The 23,910-nt window shown below is 62.7% G+C and carries 19 protein-coding genes; 12 read left to right on the forward strand and 7 right to left on the reverse strand.

From position 1 onward, the window contains the following. Positions 1 to 495 precede the first annotated feature (495 nt). A complete protein-coding gene (locus FGE21_RS00755; protein WP_139660821.1) occupies positions 496 to 954 on the forward strand; it encodes a hypothetical protein in 459 nt (152 codons plus the stop codon). Positions 955 to 1,158: 204 nt separating this feature from the next. Here FGE21_RS00755 and FGE21_RS00760 read toward each other — a convergent pair whose 3' ends face one another. Further along, positions 1,159 to 2,283, reverse strand: a complete 1,125-nt coding sequence (locus FGE21_RS00760; RefSeq protein ID WP_139660822.1) for a beta-ketoacyl-ACP synthase III — start codon at positions 2,281 to 2,283, stop codon at positions 1,159 to 1,161. 155 nt (positions 2,284 to 2,438) lie between these two features. Between FGE21_RS00760 and FGE21_RS00765 the strand changes: the two genes are divergently transcribed. The 3 genes from FGE21_RS00765 to FGE21_RS00775 are packed head-to-tail and all read left to right on the forward strand — an operon-like array spanning position 2,439 to position 7,035. Continuing rightward, a complete protein-coding gene (locus tag FGE21_RS00765; RefSeq protein ID WP_139660824.1) occupies positions 2,439 to 2,921 on the forward strand; it encodes a MarR family winged helix-turn-helix transcriptional regulator in 483 nt (160 codons plus the stop codon). Further along, a complete protein-coding gene (locus FGE21_RS00770) occupies positions 2,918 to 3,973 on the forward strand; it encodes an efflux RND transporter periplasmic adaptor subunit (RefSeq protein ID WP_139660826.1) in 1,056 nt (351 codons plus the stop codon). The genes FGE21_RS00765 and FGE21_RS00770 overlap by 4 nt, the downstream gene beginning before the upstream one ends. Positions 3,974 to 3,984: 11 nt before the next feature. After that, positions 3,985 to 7,035 carry an efflux RND transporter permease subunit gene (locus FGE21_RS00775; RefSeq protein WP_139660828.1) on the forward strand — a complete coding sequence of 1,017 codons (3,051 nt, stop codon included), beginning with the start codon at positions 3,985 to 3,987 and terminating at the stop codon, positions 7,033 to 7,035. 846 nt (positions 7,036 to 7,881) lie between these two features. Here FGE21_RS00775 and carB read toward each other — a convergent pair. Next, on the reverse strand, positions 7,882 to 11,259 hold the full coding sequence (gene carB, locus FGE21_RS00780; RefSeq protein ID WP_139660829.1) for a carbamoyl-phosphate synthase large subunit: 3,378 nt from the start codon (positions 11,257 to 11,259) through the stop codon (positions 7,882 to 7,884). A gap of 355 nt (positions 11,260 to 11,614) precedes the next feature. Between carB and aspS the strand changes: the two genes are divergently transcribed. After that, complete coding sequence (aspS, locus tag FGE21_RS00785; RefSeq protein WP_139660831.1) at positions 11,615 to 13,399, forward strand: aspartate--tRNA ligase; 1,785 nt, start codon at positions 11,615 to 11,617, stop codon at positions 13,397 to 13,399. Between the two features lie 748 nt (positions 13,400 to 14,147). Here aspS and FGE21_RS00790 read toward each other — a convergent pair. Beyond that, a complete protein-coding gene (locus tag FGE21_RS00790; RefSeq protein WP_139660833.1) occupies positions 14,148 to 14,867 on the reverse strand; it encodes a response regulator in 720 nt (239 codons plus the stop codon). 186 nt (positions 14,868 to 15,053) lie between these two features. Here FGE21_RS00790 and mce point away from each other — a divergent pair, with 186 nt between their 5' ends. Continuing rightward, entirely contained in the window at positions 15,054 to 15,458 is a 405-nt protein-coding gene (gene mce / locus FGE21_RS00795) for a methylmalonyl-CoA epimerase (protein ID WP_139660835.1), read from the forward strand. Positions 15,459 to 15,525: 67 nt separating this feature from the next. Further along, on the forward strand, positions 15,526 to 15,801 hold the full coding sequence (locus tag FGE21_RS00800; RefSeq protein WP_139660837.1) for a DUF1467 family protein: 276 nt from the start codon (positions 15,526 to 15,528) through the stop codon (positions 15,799 to 15,801). 271 nt (positions 15,802 to 16,072) lie between these two features. Here the strand turns inward: FGE21_RS00800 and FGE21_RS00805 are convergent, their stop codons facing one another. Both FGE21_RS00805 and FGE21_RS00810 read right to left on the reverse strand, forming a co-directional pair. Then, positions 16,073 to 16,765 (reverse strand): EI24 domain-containing protein, encoded by a 693-nt coding sequence (locus FGE21_RS00805; RefSeq protein WP_139660838.1) that lies wholly within the window; start codon positions 16,763 to 16,765, stop codon positions 16,073 to 16,075. Beyond that, positions 16,762 to 17,340 (reverse strand): nitroreductase family protein, encoded by a 579-nt coding sequence (locus FGE21_RS00810; RefSeq protein WP_139660840.1) that lies wholly within the window; start codon positions 17,338 to 17,340, stop codon positions 16,762 to 16,764. The genes FGE21_RS00805 and FGE21_RS00810 overlap by 4 nt, the downstream gene beginning before the upstream one ends. A gap of 287 nt (positions 17,341 to 17,627) precedes the next feature. On the opposite strand from FGE21_RS00810, the gene FGE21_RS00815 reads away from it, so the two are divergent. Beyond that, positions 17,628 to 17,900, forward strand: coding sequence for a DUF167 domain-containing protein (locus FGE21_RS00815; RefSeq protein ID WP_139660841.1), 273 nt, complete (start codon positions 17,628 to 17,630; stop codon positions 17,898 to 17,900). Positions 17,901 to 17,990: 90 nt separating this feature from the next. Here the strand turns inward: FGE21_RS00815 and FGE21_RS00820 are convergent, their stop codons facing one another. Further along, the gene (locus tag FGE21_RS00820) at positions 17,991 to 18,233 is read right to left on the reverse strand and encodes a hypothetical protein (RefSeq protein WP_139660843.1); all 243 of its coding nucleotides are present in this window, start codon (positions 18,231 to 18,233) and stop codon (positions 17,991 to 17,993) included. 143 nt (positions 18,234 to 18,376) lie between these two features. Between FGE21_RS00820 and FGE21_RS00825 the strand changes: the two genes are divergently transcribed. From FGE21_RS00825 to FGE21_RS00835, 3 genes are all read left to right on the forward strand, one after another. Beyond that, the gene (locus FGE21_RS00825) at positions 18,377 to 19,036 is read left to right on the forward strand and encodes a M48 family metalloprotease (protein ID WP_139660844.1); all 660 of its coding nucleotides are present in this window, start codon (positions 18,377 to 18,379) and stop codon (positions 19,034 to 19,036) included. Between the two features lie 105 nt (positions 19,037 to 19,141). After that, on the forward strand, positions 19,142 to 19,489 hold the full coding sequence (locus FGE21_RS00830; RefSeq protein WP_139661044.1) for a YigZ family protein: 348 nt from the start codon (positions 19,142 to 19,144) through the stop codon (positions 19,487 to 19,489). Positions 19,490 to 19,570: 81 nt separating this feature from the next. Further along, positions 19,571 to 19,846 (forward strand): DUF6455 family protein, encoded by a 276-nt coding sequence (locus FGE21_RS00835; RefSeq protein ID WP_139660846.1) that lies wholly within the window; start codon positions 19,571 to 19,573, stop codon positions 19,844 to 19,846. A gap of 195 nt (positions 19,847 to 20,041) precedes the next feature. Here the strand turns inward: FGE21_RS00835 and rimO are convergent, their stop codons facing one another. Then, positions 20,042 to 21,454, reverse strand: coding sequence for a 30S ribosomal protein S12 methylthiotransferase RimO (gene rimO, locus FGE21_RS00840; RefSeq protein ID WP_139660847.1), 1,413 nt, complete (start codon positions 21,452 to 21,454; stop codon positions 20,042 to 20,044). Between the two features lie 370 nt (positions 21,455 to 21,824). Here rimO and FGE21_RS00845 point away from each other — a divergent pair, with 370 nt between their 5' ends. After that, a complete protein-coding gene (locus tag FGE21_RS00845) occupies positions 21,825 to 23,780 on the forward strand; it encodes an AsmA family protein (RefSeq protein ID WP_139660849.1) in 1,956 nt (651 codons plus the stop codon). The last annotated feature ends 130 nt before the right edge of the window (positions 23,781 to 23,910 follow it).

Below are 23,910 nucleotides of genomic sequence, written 5' to 3' on the forward strand. Positions count from 1 at the left end.
AGAAAAGACGGAAATTGCGCCATAGTTCGCCGTAGGGTTAGTGGATCTGCGACCCTCGTCCAGGCTTGCTTTGCGGGCAGCCCGGCGGGCAGAGGGAGAGGGAATAGCGGGGCTGAGAGGCTTGTCGCAATATGGACCCTCGCAAAAGGGTGAGGGGACAACCGGGACTCGCGACAAAAGAAGGATGCCCCTGTTGACCCGACCTCGCCTTCAGAGCGCGGAGTATGTCCGGTCCGAGGGGAAATCGTATTCCACGGGGGCACCACTTGGGGCAGACAAATTACCGCACAGAAGGCTGGTGCCTCGCTCAAACAGCAGAGCATCGGCTCCCACCGCGACGAAAATCTGTACGCATGTCACTCTTAAAAACTTAAGTCGTCACGGTGGGTATGGCAAAGGAATGCCACTTCGGCTAAGCAATCTTAATGGGAAATTGAACGCAAGGTTCCCCTGATCGTGAAAATCAGGCGTGACGGGGTTGGGTGAAAGAGCACTATGGCGGAAATCGGAACCTATCTGAAAAAGCATACCGAAGCATTGGTAAAAGACGTAGGGATCGAAGCGGCCTGCAAGATCACCGGCAAATCCAAGGCCACTTTGGGCCGCTACTACTCGGACAATTCAGAACATACCGACCGGTTCATTCCGGTGGATTCGGTGGCCCGGCTGGAAGCGGTGGCCTCCTTTCCGCATGTGACCTCAGCCCTGGCCGATCTGAAGAATATCACCCTGTCCTATTCGGAAAAGGATGGGGATGTCTCGCGCCCCGGTGGGGTCAATGCGGATGTGATCGCACTGAGCCGTCGCTTTGCCCAGTTGATGAGCGAATATCAGGACGCAATCGCGGATGGTATCATCACTGTGAACGAGGCCAAACGGCTGCTGCGGGAGACGGTTCTGCTGCAGCAGGTTCTGCTGGATATGAAGTTGCATCTGGAAGAAGGAACGGCCTGAACTGGGCTGCGGGTCCTCGGGGGCCGGGGGGGGCGGGAGGTCCCGATCCTGAAATCGGGGCGGGTTTCGCCGCCGCGCCCGTCTCTGTGCTTGCCTGTTCGTGTCTGGGTATGCCTGCATTTGCCTGTGCTCGTCTGCACTTGCTTGCGCTTGCCTGCTCAGGCGGGCTGAGGAGGCGCCCTTCGGATCAACCGTGGCGGCGGATCAACCGTGGCGGCGCAGGATGACCGACCCGACCGAATAGCCCGCGCCGAAGGAACAGATCAGACCGGTGTCGCCTTCGGACAGATCATCGCAATATTGCGAAAAGGCGATGATGGAACCGGCGGAGGAGGTGTTGGCGTAATCCTGCAGGATATTGGGCTGTTCGCCCGCATCCGGGGTGCGGCCAAGAACCTTCTTGCCGATGAAATCGTTCATCGATTTGTTCGCCTGATGCAGCCAGAGGCGTTTCAGATCGCTGGCTGCGACACCCTCTGCATCCATGTGGTCGGCGATGTGCTGGCTGACCATCGGCAGCACTTCCTTGAACACCTTGCGGCCGTTTTGCATGAACTGCATGTCGCGGCGATCGGCCACCCCGTCCGGGCGGGAGCGGCGCAGGAAGCCGTTGTTGTTGCGGATATTATTGGAAAACTCGGTGGCGCAGCGGGTGGAGAGCACTTCGAAATGGGGGCCGCTCGCGTCCTCCTGGCGCTCGACCAAGGTGGCGGTGGCGACATCGCCAAAGATGAAATGGCAGTCCCGGTCGCGCCATTCCAGGTGGCCGGAACAGATTTCGGGATTGACCACCAAGGCGGCGCGGATTGAGCCCGAGCGCACCATGTCCGCCGCCACCTGAATGCCGAATGTGGCCGAGGAGCAGGCGACGTTCATGTCAAAGGCGAACCCTTTGATGCCGAGGATCTGCTGGATTTCGATGGCAACCGCCGGATAGGCGCGTTCCATATTGGATGCCGCACAGATCACCGCATCGACATCGGCGGCGGTCTTTCCCGCCTTGGCCAGTGCCTTGCGCGCGGCATCGACGGCCATCTCGGCCATGATGCCCGGTTCGTCATCGCTGCGCTGGCGCAGTTGGGGGAACATGATCTCCGGGTTCAGGATGCCTGCCTTGTCCATCACAAAGCGGCTTTCGATGCCGGAGGCCTTTTCGATGAACTCCTCTGACGAATACTGCAACGGCGCCTGTTCACCGGCGGCAATCGCATCGGCGTTGCGCGCATTCTGCAGGTCCACATAGGCGTTGAAGGCCGCTACAAGCTCTGCGTTGGTGATGCGCTCGGCCGGGGTGAAAACCCCGGTGCCGGTGATGGCAGGTGTGTACATTTTAACATCCCAGGTCTCGAACTGCCGTATATAGGGCGCCTTTCGCGGGGCGAGGTCAAGGGGAGCGGCGGCCATGCCCTCGCGGAAAGCGAAACTCTCCCCTTTAAATACTTCACCAACTGAACTATTTGGCCATCAGGAGAACGGACAGGCACATGACTTCAGACACTTCCGAAAATTGGGACCTCTATACGCCGGAGGTGCAGGCCATGATGGGGGTCTTTGCACTGCACTGGCAACTGGAGCAACGTCTGAACGAAATCGGTCTTGAGGGACAGTTGGGCCGCCCGGAGTGTCAGCTTTTGCTGATTCTCGCAGAGCCACGCCGGATGGGCGAACTGGCGCGGTTGACCCTGAAAGCGCCGTCTGCAGTCACTGCGGCTGCGGCAACGCTTGAGGGGTTGGGGCTGGTCTGTCGCGTGCGGGACACGCGCGACGGACGGGCCTGGCTGTTGGAATTGACGGCTGCGGGGCGGGAGCGGCGGGACGAGCTTGTCGCCTCTGCATCCGAGTTATTTTACGAAACATCCGGGCTGAGCCCTGCCGAGGCGAAAATCCTCGCGGGTCTGGCCCAAAAAATTCACACCAAGGCCGTACAGTCGGGCGCTGTGGGACCCTGTGAAGGAGATAAAACATGACATTGACGACACTTCGGGCTGTGCTGCTGGGCGCGGTGCTGGCAGGGCCCGGTCTGGCACAGGCACAGTCTCCGGACGAACCCCTTCTGAAACCGGTCAAGCTGATGATCGCGGATGGCGGGTCGGTCCCGATGGAGCGGCAGTTCTTTGGCCAGGTTGCTGCCAAGGAAACGGTTGATCTGGCGTTTCAGGTCGGCGGCCAGGTGCTGGAGCTGCCGGTCACCGAGGGCGATCTGATCCCCAAGGGCGCGCTGATCAGCCAGCTGGATCTGGTGCAGTTCCAGCTGCAGCTGGAGCAGGCGCAACTGAACAAGAAGCAGGCGGACCGGAACAAGGAACGGGCCTCACGTCTGGCCGGAACCGTCAGCCAGGTGGCCATCGAGGATGCGGAAACCGCTGCCGGCCTGGCCGAAGTTGCGGTGCGCACGGCGCAGACCGATCTGGGACATGCGACGCTGTATGCGCCCTTTGATGCGCTGGTGGCGCGGCGCGAAGTGGCGCTGTTTTCCACGGTTGCGGCGGGGACGCCGATTGTGCGGCTGCATGACATGTCGGAACTGCATGTGGAAATCGATGTGCCGGAACTGCTGTTCCAGCGTGCGAGCGAAAGCGACCAGTTCACCATCACCGCCACCTTTCCCGGCTCGGATACCGCCTATCCCGCTGAAATATTGGAATATACGGCCGAGGCCTCTGCGGTGGGTCAGACCTATCGGGTGACGCTGCGGATGGAGCCGCCGCAAGACCGTCAGATCCTGCCGGGTGCCTCGACCACGGTGAAAGTCAGCGTCCAGACCGGCCTGCGCCGGATCTCGCTGCCTGCGACCGCGATCGTCACCGATCCGTCCGGGGCGACGGGGGTCATGGTCTTCACGCCGACAGGCGCCAGCAAGGGCGCGGTCCGCTGGACCCCGGTCGAGCTGGAACCGAACCAGTTCGGCACGTTCGATGTGATTTCGGGCATCAATGATGGCGATGAAGTGGTCCTGACCGGAGGCGCGGCGCTGGAGGACGGTCAGCCCGTTCGCCGGTTCACCGGCTTCAGCAATTAAGGCCGCAGCTCATGGATATTGCACGTGGATCAATCCTTCGGCCTCTTTATACGTGGCTGATCATGCTCTTTGCCCTGTTCGGGGGCATTTGGGGATTTCTCAATCTGGGACGGCTGGAAGATCCGTCCTTTACCATCAAACAAGCGGTGATTCAGACCACCTATGCGGGGGCCAGCGCCGAGCGGGTCGCCCTTGAGGTCTCCGAGCCGCTGGAATCTGCCATCCAGAAAATGGAAGAGGTGGATACCATCACCTCGATGAACCGGCCGGGCGTGTCGGTGATCGAAGTGGAGATGCAGGATACCTATGACGGCACCGAGCTGCCGGAAATCTGGACCAAACTGCGCGCCCGGGTGCGCGATGCGGCGCGGGGTCTGCCCGAGGGTGTCAGCGAGCCTATGGTCAATGACAGCTTTGGCGATGTGTTCGGTATCTTCTACGCGGTGACGGCCGAGGGCTACTCCGATAAGGAGAAATACGAGCTGTCGACCTATCTGCGGCGGGAACTGCTGACCGTCGAAGGGGTGGCGGACGTCGATGTCTCCGGGCTGCGCAACGAAACCATCTATGTCGAACCCGATATGCCGATTGCCACCAACCTCGGCATTTCGGTCGATGCGATTGCCAATGCGATTGCCACCTCGAACTCGGTCACCTCGTCGGGCGAGATCAAGGCGGGCACGGTGAACACATTGTTGGAAACGCCGGAAGGCTCTGATTCGGTGAGCGAAATCGCGGGGCTGACGGTCGGCGTCGGCGGCGAGACGATCAACATCATCGATATTGCCGATGTCTGGCGCGGCCGCGAAATCGACCCGACTCAGCTGATCCGGTTCAACGGGACCGAGGCCTTCACCCTTGGCGTTTCCGGGGTCGCCAATGAGAACATCGTCGATGTCGGCCACCGCGTGGACGCCAAGCTCGCGGAGCTCGACAGCGCCATCCCGTTCGGGGTCGAACTGCACCCGATCTACCAGCAACATGTGGTGGTGGAGACGGCCTCCAACGACTTTCTGGTGAACCTTGCCATGTCGGTGGCCATCGTGATCGTGGTGCTGGCCGTGTTCATGGGCTGGCGCGCCTCTATCGTTGTGGGGGCGACCCTGTTGCTGACGGTGGTGGGAACGCTGTTCTTCATGGCGCTCTTCTCGATCGAGATGGAACGGATCTCGCTCGGGGCGCTGATCATTGCCATGGGCATGCTGGTGGACAATGCCATCGTTGTGGCCGAGGGGATGCAGATTTCCATGCAGCGGGGCAAATCCTCGCGCGATGCCGCATATGAGGCGGCGGCCAAGACGCAGATCCCGCTATTGGGGGCAACGATCATCGGCATCATGGCCTTTGCAGGCATCGGTCTCAGCCCGGATGCGACCGGGGAATTCATGTTCTCGCTGTTCGCGGTGATCGGGATTTCGCTGTTGCTGAGCTGGGTTCTGGCTTTGACGGCGACACCGCTGCTGGCGCATTACTTCTTCAAGCGCGGCACCGGTGACGATCTGGACAGCTACGGCGGCCTGCTGTTCCGCGGCTACGGTGCGATCCTGCGTCTGGCGCTGAAGCTGCGCTGGCTGGTTGTGCTGGGGCTCGTCGCGATCACGGTGGTGTGTTTCATGGGCTTTGGCATGTTGAAGCAACAGTTCTTTCCGAACTCCAACACGCCGTTGTTCTATGTCCACTACAAGCTGCCGCAGGGCACCGCGATCGAGACGACATCGGCGCATCTGACCCTGGTCGAAGACTGGCTGGCGGAGCGCGAGGATGTGGTTTCCGTTGCGACCTTTGTCGGCCAGGGGGCGACCCGGTTCCTGTTGACCTACTCCTCGGAGAAAGCAAACCCGAGCTACGGTCACCTGATCATCCGCACCGAGAACCTGGAGCAGATCCCGCCCCTGCAGGCGGAGCTTGAGGCCTTTGGCAAGGCGCAGTTCCCCGAAGGTGAGTTCCGCACCGAACGGCTGGTGTTCGGTCCCGGGGGCGGTGCCCCCATCGCGGTGCGCTTTTCCGGCGCTGATCCGGCGGTCCTGCGGGGACTGGCAGAGCGGGCCAAGAATGTGCTTGCCACCGCCTCTGACCTGACGCGCGATGTCCGCCATGACTGGCGCGAGCAGGAACTGGTGCTGAAGCCGGTCTATGCCACCGACCGGGCGCAGACGGCCGGGGTGACCCGCGATGCGGTGTCCGGTGCGCTGGCGTTCTCGACCAATGGGATCACGACCGGTGTGTTCCGCGAGCGCGAGCGGTTGATCCCGATCGTGATGCGGCGCCCGCCCGAGGAGCCCTATAACCTGATGAACCAGGTGGTGTTCTCCGACACTGCCGGCAGCTGGATCCCGCTGGAGCAGATGCTGGATGGGGTGGACTATGAGGTGCAGAACACGCTCGTCCATCGCCGCGACCGGGTCTACACGATCACGGTGGGGGCCGATGTGGTCTCTGATGTGACTGCGGCGACGGTCTTTGCCCAGGTGAAGGACGCGGTGGAGGCCATCGAGGTGCCGGTGGGCTACAAGATGGAGTGGGGCGGAGAGCATGAGAACTCTGCCAATGCCAACGAGAGCCTGGGCAAACAGCTGCCGCTGTCGCTGCTGATCATGGTGCTGATCTCGGTGTTGCTGTTCAACGCCATCCGGCAGCCGATCATCATCTGGTTGCTGGTTCCGATGAGTGTGAACGGCGTGGTGATCGGCCTGATGGGCACGGGAATGCCCTTCACCTTCACGGCGCTGTTGGGGCTGCTGAGCCTGTCGGGGATGTTGATCAAGAACGGTATTGTTCTGGTCGAGGAGATCGACATCGTGCGGCGAGAGGAGGATCTGCCTCTGCGCGAAAGCATCGTCAAGGCCTCGGTGTCGCGTCTGCGCCCGGTGATGCTTGCGGCGATCACCACCATCCTGGGCATGGCGCCTTTGATGAGTGATGCGTTCTTCGTCTCCATGGCGGTGACCATCATGGGGGGGCTGGCCTTTGCAACGGTGTTGACCCTGGTGGCCGCACCAGTGTTCTACCTGATCTTCTTTCGGGGAGTGGAGCGACGGGAGATGGCCGCGGCGCAGTCCTGATCAGGCTGATCAGGACTGGTCTGCCGGGGTTCGGGCCGGGGGGCGACCCGGGGCGTAGCGGTCCCGCCGAGACTGGGGGCAGCACATTGGGCTGTTCCCGACCTCTCACCTCCGGGAGGTTCTGAGGTGCCGGTGAAGTCTCGCGTTGCCGGTGAGGTTGCTTGCCTCCGGTGAGGTTGCCATGAGAACAAGCACATAAGAAAAGCCCCGGGGTGAGAAACCCGCGGGGCTTTTCCGTGAATGGAGATCAAAGATTGGCCATCGCGAGGGGGTGAGAGAGCAATATATGGCCGGAGGGAACATGATCTTCCGCAGCTCTTCTGAGCGGGGTGTCGTGGCTTCACCGTGGCCGAGATCGCGAGTCGCCGCAACTCGGAGCCCGTGAGGGCGTCGTGAAATTCCGTTTCAATTCAACGAAAAAAATCTGGACCCAGAGGGGATGCGCATTCAGATCAGCGGCACGAAGGGGATGTCGCAGGCAGTCAGCGTCAGCAGGGCAAAAAGGCAGAAGAGGCGTGTCATGAAAGAGGCTCCGATCAGAGGGGTGCGTGTGGTCCGGGGTGAAGACACTGGACCACATGTGAGGTCTTTTATGACAGGGCTTTGTTGCGGGGATCTGAACAAAAGACAGTCCGAGATGAGGTCCCGGCCATTCGGGCTGGGGGTGGCGGCGGGGGCGCAGGCCCGAATGGGCCTGCGCCCCCGCCGCCCGGGTCGGATCGCGTTGCGATCCGATTGCCCTACGGGCAAAAGCGCCCCCTGAAAGGGGGCGCTCTCCCTGTCCAGCTGCTGATCCGTTTCCAGCAGAGGCCAGGGCGCGTCTGCGCCGCAAGTTAGTGCGGCGGCCTAGCCTTGCAGGCTTTTGACTTCGACCTCGCCCTCAGCCTGTGCCTGGATTGCCAGCGCAGCCGCATGGGCCCCGGCGGCGGTGGTGAAATAGGGGATCTTGTCATAGAGAGCCACGGTCCGCATCGGCTTGGAATCCTCCACCGCCTGGCTGCCCTCGGTGGTGTTCATCAACAGCTGAATGCCGCCATCCTTGAGCATGTCGACCACATGCGGGCGTCCCTCGTAGATCTTGTTGACCACCGTGCAGGCGACATCGTGACCGGACAACCAGCTCTGCGTCCCCCGGCTGGCGACCAGTTCAAATCCCTGATCGAGCAGGATACGCGCGGTCTCCAGCATTACTTCGGTCTTGTCTTCGTCCTTGATCGAAATGAACGCGCGGCCGCTGCGGGGCAGCACCATCCCGGCGCCCATCTGCGCCTTGAGGAAGGCACGGGCAAAGCTGCGGTCCCAGCCCATGACTTCGCCGGTGGAGCGCATCTCCGGCCCCAGAATGGTGTCGACGCCGGGGAAGCGGGCGAAGGGCAGCACGGCCTCCTTGACGGAGAACCAGGGCATGTCCGGATCGGCCAGGGTCATCGGGTCGGCCATCGGCGTGTTCACGTCATAGCCGGCATCCGGTTCATAGGGCGCGCGGCGCGGGAAGTTCGACAGCGGCTCGCCCGCCATGATGCGGGCGGCAATCGAGGCGATGGCGCTGTCGGTGGCTTTCGCGACAAAGGGCACGGTGCGCGACGCCCGCGGGTTCACTTCGATCAGGTAGATCTCGCTCTTGCCGCTGGCGTCTGCCTTGACCGCGAACTGGATGTTCATCAGCCCGACCACGTTCAGCGCCTTGGCGAGGGCATAGGTCTGGACCTTGATCTCATCAATGACCGCCTTGTCCAGCGAATAGGGCGGCAGGCTGCAGGCGCTGTCGCCGGAGTGCACGCCGGCCTCTTCGATATGCTGCATGATGCCTGCCACATGCACGTCGGTGCCGTCGCAGATTGCATCCACGTCGAGCTCCACCGCGCCGGAGAGATAGCTGTCGAGCAGCACCGGGCTGTCGCCGGAGACCACCACGGCCTCGGCTATGTAGCGCTTGAGCTGGTCCATGTCGCGCACGATTTCCATCGCCCGTCCGCCCAGCACATAGGAGGGGCGGATCACCAGCGGAAAGCCGATTTTCTCGGCAATCTTCAGGGCCTGCTCGCCAGTGGAGGCAATGCCGTTGTTGGGCTGCTTCAGGCCGAGTTCGGTGACAAGGGCCTGGAACCGCTCGCGGTCCTCGGCCAGGTCGATGGCATCGGGTGTGGTGCCGAGGATCGGGATGCCTTCGGCCTCGAGCGCACGGGCCAGTTTCAGCGGCGTCTGGCCGCCGAACTGCACGATCACACCATGCAGCGTGCCGTTGTCCTGCTCGACCCGGAGGATCTCCATCACATGTTCCATCGTCAGCGGTTCAAAATAGAGCCGGTCCGATGTGTCATAATCGGTCGAGACCGTTTCCGGGTTGCAGTTGACCATGATGGTTTCATAGCCCGCATCGGTGAGGGCGAAACAGGCGTGACAGCAGCAATAGTCGAACTCGATCCCCTGACCGATCCGGTTGGGTCCGCCGCCTAGAATGACGACCTTTTTGCGGTCGGAGGGACGGGCCTCGCAGTCCACCTCGCCCATCATCGGGGCCTCGTAGGTGGAGTACATATAGGGGGTCTGGGCTTCGAATTCGGCGGCGCAGGTGTCGATCCGCTTGAACACGGCCTTGACGCCGAGATTGTGACGGGCGCGGCGCACGTTGTCCTCATCGCGGCCGGTGAGCAGGCCGAGACGGGCGTCGGTGAAGCCGAGCATTTTCAGCTGACGCAGACCGTCTTCGCGCATCGGCAGTCCGTTCTTGCGCACTTCGCGCTCGGCGTCGATGATTTCGCGCACACGGGCCAGGAACCAGGGGTCGAATTTGGTGACGGCAAAGATCTCGTCATCGGACAGCCCGTGACGCATCGCCTGGGCAATGGTGCGCAGCCGGTCGGGGGTCTGCTGGCTGATGGCCTTGATCACGGCGGCCTTGTCGTCGCTGCCGACCGCCTCCCAATGGCCCGCGGAGACGCCGGGAATGGTCACCTCGTCAAAACCGGTGAGGCCGGATTCCATCGAGGCCAGCGCCTTCTGCATCGATTCGTGGATGGTGCGGCCGATGGCCATCGCTTCGCCCACGGATTTCATCGCGGTGGTCAGATAGGGTTCGGAGCCGGGAAATTTCTCGAAGGCGAATTTCGGGATCTTGGTGACCACATAGTCGATGGTGGGCTCAAAGGAGGCGGGCGTCACCTTGGTGATGTCGTTGTCCAGCTCGTCCAGCGTGTAGCCGACGGCCAGCTTCGCCGCGATCTTGGCGATCGGGAAGCCGGTGGCTTTGGATGCCAGCGCCGAGGAGCGGCTGACGCGGGGGTTCATCTCGATGACGACCATGCGGCCGTCCACCGGGTTCACCGCCCATTGCACGTTGGAGCCGCCGGTTTCGACGCCGATTTCGCGCAAAACCGCAATCGAGGCGGTGCGCATCATCTGGTATTCCTTGTCGGTCAGCGTCAGGGCAGGGGCGACGGTGATCGAGTCGCCGGTATGTACGCCCATCGGGTCGACGTTTTCGATCGAGCAGACGATGATCGCATTGTCCGCCTTGTCGCGGACCACTTCCATTTCGTATTCTTTCCAGCCCAGCAGGCTCTCGTCCACCAGGATTTGGTTCACCGGCGAGGCATCCATGCCGGTGCGGCAATAGTGGATGTAGTCCTCGCGGTTGTAGGCGACGCCGCCGCCGGTGCCGCCAAGGGTGAAGGCGGGGCGGATGATCGCGGGCAGGCCGATGTCGTCGAGCGCGTTGAGGGCGATCTGCACCCCCGCATCGAGATCCGCCTTGCCGTCGTCCTTTTTCGGAGCGGTGACAATGGTGGCCCGCGGGTTTTCCAGCCCGAGCCGGTCCATTGCCTCGCGGAACAGTTTGCGGTCTTCGGCCATTTCGATGGCTTCGCGCTTGGCTCCGATCATTTCGACGCCGTATTTCTCCAGCACGCCCATCTCCTCGAGCGCGAGAGAGGTATTGAGGCCGGTCTGCCCGCCCATCGTCGGCAGGAGCGCGTCGGGGCGTTCCTTCTCAATGATCTTGGCCACCACTTCGGGGGTGATCGGTTCAATATAGGTGGCATCCGCCAGCCCGGGGTCCGTCATGATGGTGGCGGGGTTGGAGTTCACCAGGATGACACGGTAGCCCTCTTCCCGCAGAGCCTTGCAGGCCTGAGCGCCGGAGTAGTCAAACTCGCAGGCCTGCCCGATGACGATCGGCCCTGCGCCAATGATCATGATCGACTGAATATCGGTTCTTTTGGGCATGGGAGGGGTCCTTTGGAAAGCGTGCGGGGCGTGGCAGTCTGAATCGGGCGTATGCGGGCACCCAAATTGTCCTGCGTTATAGGCAGCGAGACGAAAGGTGCAAGGGGGATCGGCCCTGCAACGTGATTTGCCGTTTTCCGGTCTGTCCGACGCCGGGCCTGTTGCTCTGTCGCCGCGACAGGGGGGCGGAGGCGGCGGGAGGGGAGCGGTGCGGTGGAAAACCAGCGGTGAAAGGGCCTCATCGCCCCCGGCTTGCTTGACAAGACCGTCCTAACCCTGTGTACGGGGGCGGACGAATTTTGCCCGGCGCCTTCTCCCCGAAGTCTGCCACCCGCAGCCGAAAGAGACCAGATCCATGCACGCATACCGCAGCCACACCTGCGCAGAACTGAACAAATCCCACGTCGGCGAAACCGTTCGCCTCTCTGGCTGGGTCCATCGGGTCCGCGACCATGGCGGACTATTGTTCATCGATCTGCGGGACCACTACGGCGTCACCCAGATCATGGCCGACCCGGACAGCCCGGTGTTTGCCGAGATCGAAAAGGTCCGCAGCGAATGGTGTATCCGCATCGACGGCAACGTGAAGGCGCGGGACGAAAACCTGGTGAACGACAAGATCCCCACCGGCGAGATCGAGGTCTTCATTCGCGACATCGAAGTGCTCGGCAGTTCCGCAGAGTTGCCGCTGATGGTCTTTGGCGATCAGGAATACCCGGAAGAGACGCGGCTGCGTTATCGCTATCTCGATCTGCGTCGTGACAAGATGCAGGCCAATATGGTGCTGCGGTCCAACATGATCCAGTCGATCCGCAAACGTATGTGGGACAAGGGGTTCAACGAATACCAGACCCCGATCATCACCGCCTCCAGCCCTGAGGGCGCGCGCGATTTCCTGGTGCCGTCCCGCCTGCATCCCGGCAAATTCTACGCGCTGCCGCAGGCGCCGCAGCAGTTCAAACAGCTGATGATGGTGTCGGGCTTTGACAAGTATTTCCAGATCGCGCCCTGTTTCCGCGATGAGGATCCGCGCGCCGATCGCTCGCCGACCGATTTCTACCAGCTTGACCTTGAGATGTCTTTTGTGACCCAGCAGGATGTCTTTGACACCATCGCGCCGGTGATGGCCGGTGTCTTTGAGGAATTCGGCAAAGGGCGCAAGGTCGATGCCGCCGCCGACTGGCCACAGATTTCCTACAAGGATGCTGCGCTCTGGTACGGGTCCGACAAGCCGGACCTGCGCAACCCGATCAAGATGCAGGTGGTGTCCGAGCACTTCCGTGGCTCCGGCTTTGCGATCTTTGCCAAGCTGCTGGAGCAGGACGGCACCGAGATTCGCGCCATTCCCGCGCCGACAGGCGGCAGCCGCAAGTTCTGTGACCGGATGAATGCCTTCGCCCAGAAGGAAGGTCTGCCGGGGATGGGCTATATCTTCTGGCGCGACCAGGGCAATGGCATGGAAGCCGCAGGCCCGCTGGCCAAGAATATCGGTCCCGAGCGGACGGAGGCGATCCGCCAGCAGCTCGGCCTTGGTGTTGGCGATGCGGCTTTCTTCCTCGGCGGCAAGCCCAAGGCGTTTGAGAGCGTGGCAGGCCGCGCCCGCAACGTCATCGGTGAGGAGCTGGGTCTGACCGACAAGGACCGGTTTGCCTTTGCCTGGATCGTGGATTTCCCGATCTACGAAGCGGACGAGGAAACCGGAAAGATCGATTTTGAACACAACCCGTTTTCCATGCCGCAGGGCGGGATGGAGGCGCTGAATGGCGACCCGCTGGCGGTGCGTGGCTTTCAGTACGATCTGGCCTGCAACGGATATGAGCTGGTCTCGGGGGCGATCCGAAACCACAAACCGGAGATCATGTTCAAGGCCTTCGAGATCGCAGGCTATGGCAAGGATGAGGTCGAGAAACGCTTTGGCGGCATGGTCAACGCGTTTCAATATGGCGCCCCGCCGCACGGGGGCTGCGCCGCCGGGATTGACCGGATGGTGATGTTGCTGGCGGATGAGGCGAATATCCGTGAGGTGATCATGTTCCCGATGAACCAGCGCGCCGAGGATCTGATGATGTCCGCGCCGTCGGAGCCATTGTCAGAACAGTTGATGGAACTGGGCTTGCGCGTCATTCCGCAGGACGGTTGATCCTGCGCGACCGGCGTTGGCTGTTGCCTATGAAATCTTTGAAAGGGCCGCCCTTGGGGTGGCTCTTTTTTCTATGGTCTGCTTTTGGACGATCGCCTTTTGTGTGGTTGCTTCTGGTATGATTTCTGGGCCTGGGGAAGCCATGATTGGTGGATCCAAAAGGGCCATTTTCGATCCTGCATCGGCCGCGGGCTGAGCCTGACGCCGGTGATCCGGAGCGCGGGGATCTGAGCCCGTGGTTCTGAGGGCAGAGCAAAGAAGCAGACGCAAGGCACAGAGCGACAAGGCAGCCAGCGGCAGGGCGCCAACTGCAAGACATACAGAGGCAGGGCACGCAGAGGCAAGGCATACGGGCGGCGCGGCCACTCCGGGGCGGGTGGGATATGGCACAGCGACCGGAGGTTTCCCGCCACAGCAGTTGTTGCAGTCCGACCGTGATCCTGGCCCTGATCCCGGCGCCGACCTCGACCCTGATCCAGACCCGATTTCTGTCCAGATTCCGCTTCAGACCCTGGCACTGGGGTCATCAACAAGACGCCAATTCGGCCTCTGAACTGCGATGCCGGGCGCCTTGCTTCAGGCGCCGGGCGGCACCTTCGCGCGGCCCTTTCTCGACGTCAGCTGAACCAACGGCGGGTCCGGTTCGCCGGATCAGGGACCTCTTGCCGTCTGCGAGCCATCATCCGGGCCTGGACCACCAGCACGAGGGCAAGGGTTGTGAGCGTGATCAGAAGACTTTGGAGCACGGTCAGATCGCGATCTTTCGGTCCAGCCGCTCTTGCACCAGATCGGCAATATGGGCGGTGTCGACTGCGATCGGTCCCCCGGTTTGCCGGGTCTTGGCGAGACGTGCGGCAGCTGTGGCCAGAGGCGCGTCGCCGACGCTGCGGGCGACACCGCCCAGGAACTGGGCGAGATAATCAAGGGATTTTTCATCTGTCGCCTCGCCAAGAACATCTGCGGCATGGGCCATGTCATCGCGAAATGCGAGGATGTCCGGCACAACCGCCTCATCCGTGAGAGAGCGCGGCCCAAGAGGTTGGCGATCTGCGGGAAGGTTTGACAAGATGGCATTCTGGAACGCCGCCAAAGAGGTGATCGGTTTGGCGAGGAAACCGTCGGCGCCAGCCTCCAGGGCAGTCGTCTCGGCGTTTTCGTCACCTGAAACCCCCAGAATGACCGAGACCCGCGGCGTCGTCATGGCGAGGCTCGCGATGAGCTCCGCGCCAGACCCGTCCGGCAGGCCCAGATCGATGATGACCACCGAGGGGCGGTACACCTGCAGGTGGCGGCGCGCTGATTTCAAACTGTCTGCCCGGCGAATGCGCGCACCGCTGCGCAGACACAGAAGACGCATCGCTTCGCATGCGTAGCGGCTGTCCTCCACCACCAGGATAGTTAAACCCAAAAGGGGACGTCGACCATTGCCCAACCGTGTTGCGGAGGCAAAAAGATCCGAATCATCCATGTTCTGATCCTCACTGATTACATGGGACGACGCTATGGATTCTGGGCTAACAATAGCTTAATGCGGCATACTGTGGCGTTGAGCCGCGCCGGAACACAGCTTTTACGTGTGAGGTCGGGCTTGCAAGAAACGTAGGGTTTTGATCTTTACGGTGTAATTTCGTTACAAGCCCAAAAGGAGCCCGCGATGATCGGACGACTAAACCATGTGGCCATAGCCGTGCCGGATCTCGACGCTGCTGTTGCGCAATACCGGGATGCCTTGGGGGCGACGGTCGGTGCGCCGCAGGACGAGCCGGATCATGGCGTCACAGTGGTGTTCATCGAATTGCCCAATACCAAGATCGAATTGCTGTATCCATTGGGAGAGACCTCGCCGATTCAGGGGTTTCTCGACAAAAACCCCTCGGGTGGCATCCATCATGTCTGTTATGAGGTCGATGATATTCTTGCGGCGCGCGATCATCTGCAGGCCCAGGGGGCGCGGGTTTTGGGCTCGGGAGAGCCGAAGATCGGGGCACATGGCAAACCTGTATTGTTCCTCCATCCCAAGGATTTCAATGGCTGTCTGGTCGAGCTGGAACAGGTTTGACAACAGGCCTGTGCGGATGGATCAGGAAGGTCCTGCAGATCGGCGGGCAGAGCAGAAGGAATAGAATATGGGCATCACCTCCGCACTGGTTTTATACGCCGTCATCTGGTTTCTGACGTTTCTCATCGTGATCCCGATCCGGTTGGAGACCCAAGGCGATCGGGGAGAGATCGTGCCGGGCACGCATGCGGGCGCGCCGGAGCAACATTTCCTGAAGCAAAAGGCGTGGATTACGACCGGGGTCGCCGCCGTGATCTGGTTGATCCTTGCGGCGATCATCCTGTCTGGTGTTGTCAGTGTGAATGATTTCGACTGGTTTGACCGGATCCCTGATCCGGACTGAAGGGTCTTGTCTCAACCGATACGAGGGCGATTGCGGCGGTGTGCTCCCGCCCGTCGTCGGATGCCTACTGCATCCGCTCCCGTTGGGCCGGGCGCCGGGCCTGTCGGCCCGGCGCGGGCGCTCTGCTGATCAAAAGAGGGTCGCCGGGAGGGCGACCCGTGCCGCGCGCGTCAGCGCGCGGCCATGCCCAAGGCTCTTTGTGCCACATCTGTGATGTGGCACAGAGGCGCGGGAGCCCCAGCCTGCGCGGGGACCGGACCGGGAATATCAGTCAGCGCTCTTGCCAGACTGCGTGAAAGATATGGGTGAATGTCGCGGCGCCGAGAATCGGGACCAGGAGATTCACCAGCGGCACTGAAAGTGGCATCGCCATCAGGACGCCAGCCGCCCATATGGGTGCGATGTGGTGTCGGCGCAAGCGTTTTGCCTCTGCGAGCCCTACCCGCCGGGCGGCGGCAAGGGTGAAATACTCGCGTCCCAGCAAAAACCCGTTCAGCCCCCAAAAAATGAACAATGCAGCAGGTGCAAAGAGCACATAAAGCAGCAAGGCCAGCAGGTTGGCCGTGACCAGCACGCCGAGAAAATTGATGGTATCTTTCACGCCCTCCCAGATCGACAACCCGGGAACCGGCGGCAGATGCGGATAGTATCGGGCTTCGACAGCCTCTGCGACCTCGTCGAGAAACATTGAGGTGATGGCCGACGCCACCGGCACCATCAGAAACACCGACAAGACCATCATGAACAGAAAGGAGCCCACCGACAGCACGTCGTTGAGCCATGTCACCTCGCCAATCAGCGGCAAGGTGGTCTCCGGGCCGACAAGCCACTGGATGAGCATCAGCAGCCCCACATAGGCCGCAACCAGAAGCGCGAATGTCAGACCGACGCCCAACAGCAGGACCCGACGAAATCTCGGGTCCGTGATCTGGTTCAGGGCCCTGGCGAAGGCTGCAAAGATCATCTGTCCATCCATGTGGTCAGCGCGTCGATATCCGGGCGCGGACGCTCCGGCGGTACTGCGCCTTCGGTGGCGATATGGATCAACCCGGCGATGCGCTCGTTCGGCGCGAGGTCAAAGGCGGCTTCGCAGAACCCCCGGTCGTGGCTCATCCAGCCGGACAGCCAGTTTGCGCCCCAGCCGGCGGCCAGAGCGGCATTGACCAGAGCCAGACAGACGGCACCGGCGGAATAGGTCATCTCCAGCGCCGGGACCTTGGGGCTGTCGCGCTGTATCTCGACCACAACCACTGCCAGCTGACCGAGATCGAACTGGCCGCGCGCCTTGGCAATATCCTGTTCCGATTTCCCCAGCCGAACCCCGGCTTCCTCGGTCAGATCCCCCAGCCGTGCCATCGCGGCCTTTTCCACGACGATAAACCGCCAGGGTTCCAGCTTGCCATGATCGGGCGTTCGCGCGGCGGCGGTGAGCAGGGGTATCAGCTCGGCACGACCAGGCGCCGGGGCCACAAGGGTCTTGGCGGGGCGCGACCGTCGTGTCAGCAGAAAATCAAGAGCAGCGTCATTGCGGATCGGCATATGTAAAACCTCTTTACATCTTTGCTGTCCTATGTCGGGCAGCGGAGGGCGGAGTTCAAGGGGAAGGCGCCTGGCTTTGTGCTTGGAAGCGCGCCCAAGGGGGGCAGGGCTGGGAAAACGCCTGACGCAGGTGTATGCAGCTCTGATGAAACTGTCCATGCGGGGTTGCGCACAGGGCCTGAACTGGGCCTGCACTGGCGCCGCGCAGGCGCGGGCGAGGGGCGGCACACGTGCGGTACAGGCGCGCTGCAGATCCGGCGCGCAGGGACCGGAAGGAAAGGCACAGAATGGGCAAACCCAAAACGCGCGATCTTGCGGACCTCAGCGACCTGGCTCGGACGGGCGCCGAGATCACCGTCCGGGTAACGCCCAAAGCGGCCTTCAACGCAGTGCAGCGGCAGGGGGACATCATTCGCGTTCTGGTGACGACAGTGCCCGAGGGCGGCAAGGCGACAGAGGATGTGCGGGCCTTGCTGGCGCGGGCTCTGGGGGTGCCGGGCTCGGCGCTGCAGTTGCGTCGGGGCGCGACGAGCCGTGACAAAACATTCGTATTGCTCTGACCTCATTCACCGTTGCGGCACGGGCGGCGCGGCAAGGCTCCGGGACCGGGTGACCTGCCCGAGGTGGTCGTCCGGAGGGGCGCGTTGGCCTCAGCCGTTTTGCTCCAGCACCAGCCGATAGACGCCTTCGGGCAGATCCAGCGCCGCTGCAAGATCCCGGACCTGTTCCGGCGATAGCGTGAGGCGCTGCACAGTATTGGTGCGGGCGTCGAATTGTTCGACTGTGACGCATTCGGAGAATGCATTGATGATGACATCCTCATTGAGGGGGGCCTCGCCCTCGTCAACAAGGGTGATCACCGTGGAATCGAATTCATGCTCTATTGTAAACATGACGTCAGGTTGCCACCTGTGGCGGAGGCCTGGCAAGCGGTGATCGCGATATCTGCAGCGACAGGCGACGCGATCGGGCGTCGGCTGATTGCACATATTGCAGAAACCGGTCTAGCCTGCCGCTGTCCTGATTGGAAAATACCATGCGCCGTTTGTTGATTCTCCTTGTCCTGTGTGTCGCGGGTTGTGCCTCAATCGGCCCGACCGACCCCAATTTCCGCGCCTTTGTCGCGGTGGCCCAGGACGTGGAACCGGTGGCCGAAGCGGAATGCCGCAAGCAGGATCCGAACCGCAGTTGCGATTTTCAGATCGAACTGGACCTCGACCCCGCTGCACCGCCGAATGCGTTTCAGTCCGTGGACCGCAATGGCCGCCCGGTGGTGATTTTCACGGCGGCGATGCTGGCGAGTTTTCGCAACCGTGACGAGATGGCCTTTGTCATGAGCCACGAAGTCGCCCATCATATTCTCGGCCATCTGGATCAGCAAAGACGCAACGCGGTGCAGGGCGCGGTGTTTCTGGGCGAGCTGGTCTCGCTTGAGGGGGGCACACCGGAGGAGGTGGCCAATGCGCAATATGTCGGCGCCGTGGTGGGCGCGCGCAGTTATTCAAAGGCCTTCGAACTGGAAGCGGATGCAATGGGGACGCTGATCACCCATCTGGCGGGCTATCGCCCCAGTGTCGGGATCCGGTTCTTTGACGAAATCCCCGATCCGGGGGATGCCTTCATGGGCACCCACCCGGCCAATCCCGACCGCATTCTGGTGGTTCAGGAGACCATCCGAAAATATGGCCTGAACTGAGGGGCGCGCATGAGCAAGGACAAAGGCCCCGATGCTGGAGGTGTTCTGGGTGCTCCGGGTGTTCGGGGCGCTGCTGAGGAGGCCGGGCTGATCAAGCTGGGTGTCGTGCTGACGGATCGGGGCTCCAAATATGCGGTGTCCGGTGCCGGGGTGCGGAGCCGCGCCGAGGTGGACGCGGTATTGGCCCGCCTCAAGGAGGACCGCAGCTATGCGCGGGCGACGCATAATACCTGGGCCGCGATCCTGCCGACCGGCGGTCTGAAGGCCGATGACGGGGAGAGCGGCGCGGCGATGGTGATTTTGCGGATGATGGAGCGGGAAGGGCTGCAGGACCACGTGATCATCGTCACCCGCTGGTATGGCGGCAAAAAGCTCGGAGGCGACCGGTTCCGCCGGGTGCAGGATGCGGTCCGGGCCTATGTCGACGCGACAGCGGGGCATCGGGCGACTTGACCTGCATCAAGGTGCGGCGGCGATCCTTCGGGCAGGGTGATCCTGCGGGTTGATCTCAGCCGCCATGATCAGGAGCACGCCATGACAGATCCAGAGGTACTGAAGACGCATGCCAGTCTGTTCGATCGAATGGGGCAGGCGATGGGGCTGGACCTTGAGGAGGAGGCGGTCAAGGGGACCTTGCGGTTTGAGGAGATCGCCGAGGCAGTCCTGCGCTGCACGCGCTGCTCTTGTTCCAGGATCTGCGACCGCTATATGGCCGGACTGGAGGCCGAGATCACCCGCACGCCGGACTACTGCCGCAATGCCGACCTGTTGGCCTATCTGAAGGAAGAGAACGCGGCGGCGGCACAATAGCCTGTTAGCGCTGTGGGCACATGCCGGAGCGCGAGGGCAGTGAAGGTGCTTTGGTGCAGGGGCCCTCTGGGGCAGGGACGATGAAGGCAGCGGTGGGGGCGACAGTGAAGGCAGCGGTGAAGGCAACTGTGAAGGCAGCAACGGAGGGCGCCGCACTCCGAGCCCGCGCACAGCAGCCTCGCCGCTCGTGAGGGGTCATCTACGCGCGCGGAGCACGCCCCACAGATCATATTCCCCGGCCTCATCCACCTCCACCGTGACCAGATCGCCAACGCTCAGGCCCTCGGTGCCGTCGTCGATGAACAGGTTGCCGTCGATCTCCGGGGCGTCGGCCTTGGTGCGGCAGGTGGCTATGCCATCGGCGTCGATCTCGTCGACGATCACCTGACAGACCTGTCCGACCTTGGCCTGCAGCTTGGCCTCGGAAATGGCCTGCGCCTTTGCCATGAAACGCTCCCAGCGGTCCTGTTTGACCTCTTCTGCCACATGGTCGGGCAGATCGTTGGACCGCGCGCCGGCGACGTTTTCGTATTTGAAACAGCCCACGCGGTCGAGCTGGGCCTCGTCCATCCAGTCCAGCAGGTGCTGGAATTCGGCTTCTGTTTCGCCGGGGTAGCCGACGATGAAGGTGGAGCGCAGGGTGATCTCGGGGCAGGTCGCGCGCCAGGCGCGGATCTCGTCCAGGGTCTTGGCGGCTGCGGCGGGACGGGCCATGCGCCGCAGCACATCCGGATGCGCGTGCTGGAACGGAATGTCGAGATAGGGCAGCACGGCGTTTTCAGGGTCCGCCATCAGCGGGATCAGCTCGCGCACGCTCGGGTAGGGATAGACATAGTGCAGCCGCACCCACAGCTCCTCCGCCGGGGCCAGTTCCCCCAGGGCGCGGGTGAGGTCGGTGATATGGCTGCGGATTTCGCCGTCTTTCCAGGGGTTCACGTCATATTTTCGGTCCAGCCCATAGGCCGAGGTATCCTGGCTGATGACCAGCAACTCGCGCACGCCGGCCTGCACCAGCTTGTCAGCCTCGCGCAGCACCGCATGGCCGGGACGGGAGGCCAGACGGCCCCGCATGTCGGGAATGATGCAGAATTTGCACTTGTGATTGCAGCCTTCGGAAATCTTCAGATAGCTGAAATGGCGCGGCGTCAGCTTGACCCCGGCGGCGGGCAGCAGGTCCACGAAAGGATCCGGGCTGGGGGGCACGGCCGCATGGACCGCATCCAGCACCTGTTCGTATTGATGCGGGCCGGTGACCGCCAGAATGCGCGGGTGGTGTTCGCGGATATAGTCGGGTTCCGCGCCAAGACAGCCGGTCACGATGACCTTGCCGTTCTCCTTCAGCGCCTCGCCGATGGCATCGAGGCTTTCGGCCTTGGCACTGTCGAGAAAGCCGCAGGTGTTCACGATCACCGCATCGGCACCGGAATAGTCGGCCGAGATCCCATAGCCTTCGGCCCGCAGGCGGGTGAGGATACGTTCACTGTCCACCAGCGCCTTGGGGCAGCCGAGCGACACCATGCCGAGGGTCGGCTGATCGGGCCGGGGGGGCTCTGCGAAGGTGGGCTTTGGTGCAAGGTCGGGGCGGAGATCTGGCGGATTGCTGGTCATGACCCGTCCTATAGACCGGGCGAGGCGCCAAGGGAATGGAGGATTTCGCGGGGCAAATATGCACAGAGATCAGGCCTCGGGCCGCTGAGGCGCCACGCGGGAGGGGAGAGGCCTGCATGATGGGAGCATGATGGGAGCGCCATATGCGTCCGGGCGGGACAGCGTGCGAACAGCGTGCGAACAGGGACCGAACAGGGACCGGACAGGGGGCGCACTGAGGCTGGACTGGGACGGGAGGGCGTCGGGGCTGTTGCTGACGCGCGGTTTTGTGGCGCGGTATGGATTGATCCCCCGGGCGGGGCTTGTAATCTGGGGCAAAGGTCTGATTTTGGGCCGAGAACCTGCAGCATTCCCAAAAGGGGCCCCCCTCATGCGCCTGATCCTTCGTATTTTGACCGCCGTTGTTCTGACTTTCATCGTTGCGGCTGTCGTGCTGGCGTTTTTGCCCGGGCAGAAACTGGCGGCCCTGGTCGGGCAGCAGATTGAAAAACAGACCGGGCGAGAGGTTCATTTTGGCGGGGACGTGCGGTTCTCGGTCTGGCCCGTTCTGGGGCTGCAGGCGGATGACGTGGCGCTGGCAAATGCCGATTGGGCGGGGCCGGAGCCGTTTCTGACCGCGGGGCGGCTGACCATCGGTGTCGATGCCGCTGATCTGATCCGGGGCCACATCCGGGTCACCGAGCTGACCGCAATCGTGCCCCATCTGAATCTGGAGACCCGCGAGGACGGCACTGGAAACTGGGTGTTCCAACCCGCCGCGCCTGCTGATGCGGAGCTTGGGGGCGGGGCGGAGCCTGGGGCTGAAGCGGAGCCTGCGACATCGGCCTCCTTCGCGATCGAGGCGGTCGCTCTGAACGGAGGCAGCCTGCGATATGCACCCTTCGGGCAGCCCGCGACCGAAATGAAACAGGTCGACCTGAGCCTGCTTTGGCCGGACCCCACCGGCACAGCCACGCTGGACATGACGCTGCGCCCGGCGGGAAAACCGGTGCGCTTGGTGGGGGAGGTCGGCAGTTTCATGCAGTTCCTGTCGGGCGAGGTGGTGTCGGTCGGGATGTCGGTGACGGCCGGGGGCGGCAAGGCCCGGCTCGACGGGCGGGCGGACCTGAGCGGGGCCTTTGAGGGCCGGGTGACCGGCGCGAGCGAGGATACGGCGGCCGTGATGGCGGCGCTGGGCGGCGGCACAATGGCGCTGCCGCGTGGTCTTGGTCAGTCGGTGCAGTTTGCGGCCGACACCACCTATACGCCGGACGGGCGCGTCGCGCTGCGCGACCTGAGCCTGTCGCTGGATCACAATTCATTTCAAGGGGCGGCGGATCTCGACACCGGGGCGGTGCCGCTGCGGGTGACCGCGAATTTGACGGCGGGCGTTCTGGATCTGACTGCGCTGGATGCGGCATCTGACAGGTCCGGCTCCGGTGCGGCCGGCAGCGGCGCGACGGGCTGGTCGACAGAGCCGATCGATGCCTCGGCGCTGGGGCTGTTTGACGGGCAGATCGGTCTGGATGTGCAGGGGGTGAAGACCTCGTCCCTGTCGATCGGGCCCAGCAAGCTGTCGCTGGCCGTCGAGCGCGCCCGTGCGGTGTTGTCGTTTCTGCCCGTGGAGGCCTTTGGCGGCGTGGTGAATGGGGAACTGGTTGCCAACAACCGCAATGGGCTGTCTGTCGCGGGCAAGCTGTCCTTTGCGGAGGTCCAGATGCAGGAGGCGCTGAGCCAGCTTGCGGGCTATGGCAAGCTCAATGGCGAGGCGCTCGGGACGCTGGAGTTTCTCGGGGCGGGGGCGTCGCTCGACCAGATCATGCGCTCGCTCAGCGGCAAGGGGACGGTGAAGATCGGCAAAGGGTTTTTTACCGGCTTCGATCTGCAGGCGATCATGAACCCCGACGGTGGCAACGGGGGCACTACGATCTTTGACGGGCTGAGCGCCAGCTATTCAATGGCTGCGGGCAGCCTGACGAACGAGGATTTTCTCGCCACCTTGCCCTCGCTGCGGGCAGAAGGCAGCGGCCGGGTGGGCCTTGGGGCGCAGGATCTGGATTATACCTTCACCCCGACCGCCTTTGCGACGGCGGAGGCGGCGGGGATTTCGGTGCCGGTGCGGATCTCCGGATCCTGGTTTGATCCCAAGATCCGGCCGGATCTCAGCAAGTTGATAGAGCCCGAGCTGGAGGCGGCGGAAGAAAAAGCGAGGCAGGCGGTGCGGGACAAGCTGAGCGAGGAACTGGGCGTGCCGGTGGAGACCGAAGAGGACCTGAATGAGGCGCTGAAGCGCCGGGTTGAGGAAGAGGCGCGCAAGCAGTTGCTGAAGTTTCTTGGCGGCAACTGAAATCTGACGCGGCAGGACTGGCAGGACTGGCAGCGCTGGCGGGACTGGCAGGACCGGGGCGCTGCCCCGGACCCCGAGGTATTTTTGAAAAGATGAATACAGGTGTCTGGTGCAGGCACGGGTATGTGGA

The sequence above is a fragment of the Phaeobacter sp. B1627 genome (assembly GCF_006265095.1).
Classification (GTDB): Bacteria; Pseudomonadota; Alphaproteobacteria; order Rhodobacterales; family Rhodobacteraceae; genus Epibacterium.

Excerpts from the sequence above, each read along its gene's own strand:
- FGE21_RS00815 (WP_139660841.1), top strand. The coding sequence starts at position 17,628 with ATGGGCAAACCCAAAACGCGCGATCTTGCGGACCTCAGCGACCTGGCT.
- FGE21_RS00845 (WP_139660849.1), top strand. The coding sequence starts at position 21,825 with ATGCGCCTGATCCTTCGTATTTTGACCGCCGTTGTTCTGACTTTCATC.
- FGE21_RS00755 (WP_139660821.1), top strand. The coding sequence starts at position 496 with ATGGCGGAAATCGGAACCTATCTGAAAAAGCATACCGAAGCATTGGTA.
- carB (WP_139660829.1), bottom strand. The coding sequence starts at position 11,259 with ATGCCCAAAAGAACCGATATTCAGTCGATCATGATCATTGGCGCAGGG.
- FGE21_RS00835 (WP_139660846.1), top strand. The coding sequence starts at position 19,571 with ATGACAGATCCAGAGGTACTGAAGACGCATGCCAGTCTGTTCGATCGA.
- aspS (WP_139660831.1), top strand. The coding sequence starts at position 11,615 with ATGCACGCATACCGCAGCCACACCTGCGCAGAACTGAACAAATCCCAC.
- FGE21_RS00825 (WP_139660844.1), top strand. The coding sequence starts at position 18,377 with ATGCGCCGTTTGTTGATTCTCCTTGTCCTGTGTGTCGCGGGTTGTGCC.
- FGE21_RS00790 (WP_139660833.1), bottom strand. The coding sequence starts at position 14,867 with ATGGATGATTCGGATCTTTTTGCCTCCGCAACACGGTTGGGCAATGGT.
- FGE21_RS00770 (WP_139660826.1), top strand. The coding sequence starts at position 2,918 with ATGACATTGACGACACTTCGGGCTGTGCTGCTGGGCGCGGTGCTGGCA.
- FGE21_RS00810 (WP_139660840.1), bottom strand. The coding sequence starts at position 17,340 with ATGCCGATCCGCAATGACGCTGCTCTTGATTTTCTGCTGACACGACGG.
- FGE21_RS00765 (WP_139660824.1), top strand. The coding sequence starts at position 2,439 with ATGACTTCAGACACTTCCGAAAATTGGGACCTCTATACGCCGGAGGTG.
- mce (WP_139660835.1), top strand. The coding sequence starts at position 15,054 with ATGATCGGACGACTAAACCATGTGGCCATAGCCGTGCCGGATCTCGAC.
- FGE21_RS00775 (WP_139660828.1), top strand. The coding sequence starts at position 3,985 with ATGGATATTGCACGTGGATCAATCCTTCGGCCTCTTTATACGTGGCTG.
- FGE21_RS00760 (WP_139660822.1), bottom strand. The coding sequence starts at position 2,283 with ATGTACACACCTGCCATCACCGGCACCGGGGTTTTCACCCCGGCCGAG.
- FGE21_RS00800 (WP_139660837.1), top strand. The coding sequence starts at position 15,526 with ATGGGCATCACCTCCGCACTGGTTTTATACGCCGTCATCTGGTTTCTG.
- FGE21_RS00820 (WP_139660843.1), bottom strand. The coding sequence starts at position 18,233 with ATGTTTACAATAGAGCATGAATTCGATTCCACGGTGATCACCCTTGTT.
- FGE21_RS00805 (WP_139660838.1), bottom strand. The coding sequence starts at position 16,765 with ATGATCTTTGCAGCCTTCGCCAGGGCCCTGAACCAGATCACGGACCCG.
- rimO (WP_139660847.1), bottom strand. The coding sequence starts at position 21,454 with ATGACCAGCAATCCGCCAGATCTCCGCCCCGACCTTGCACCAAAGCCC.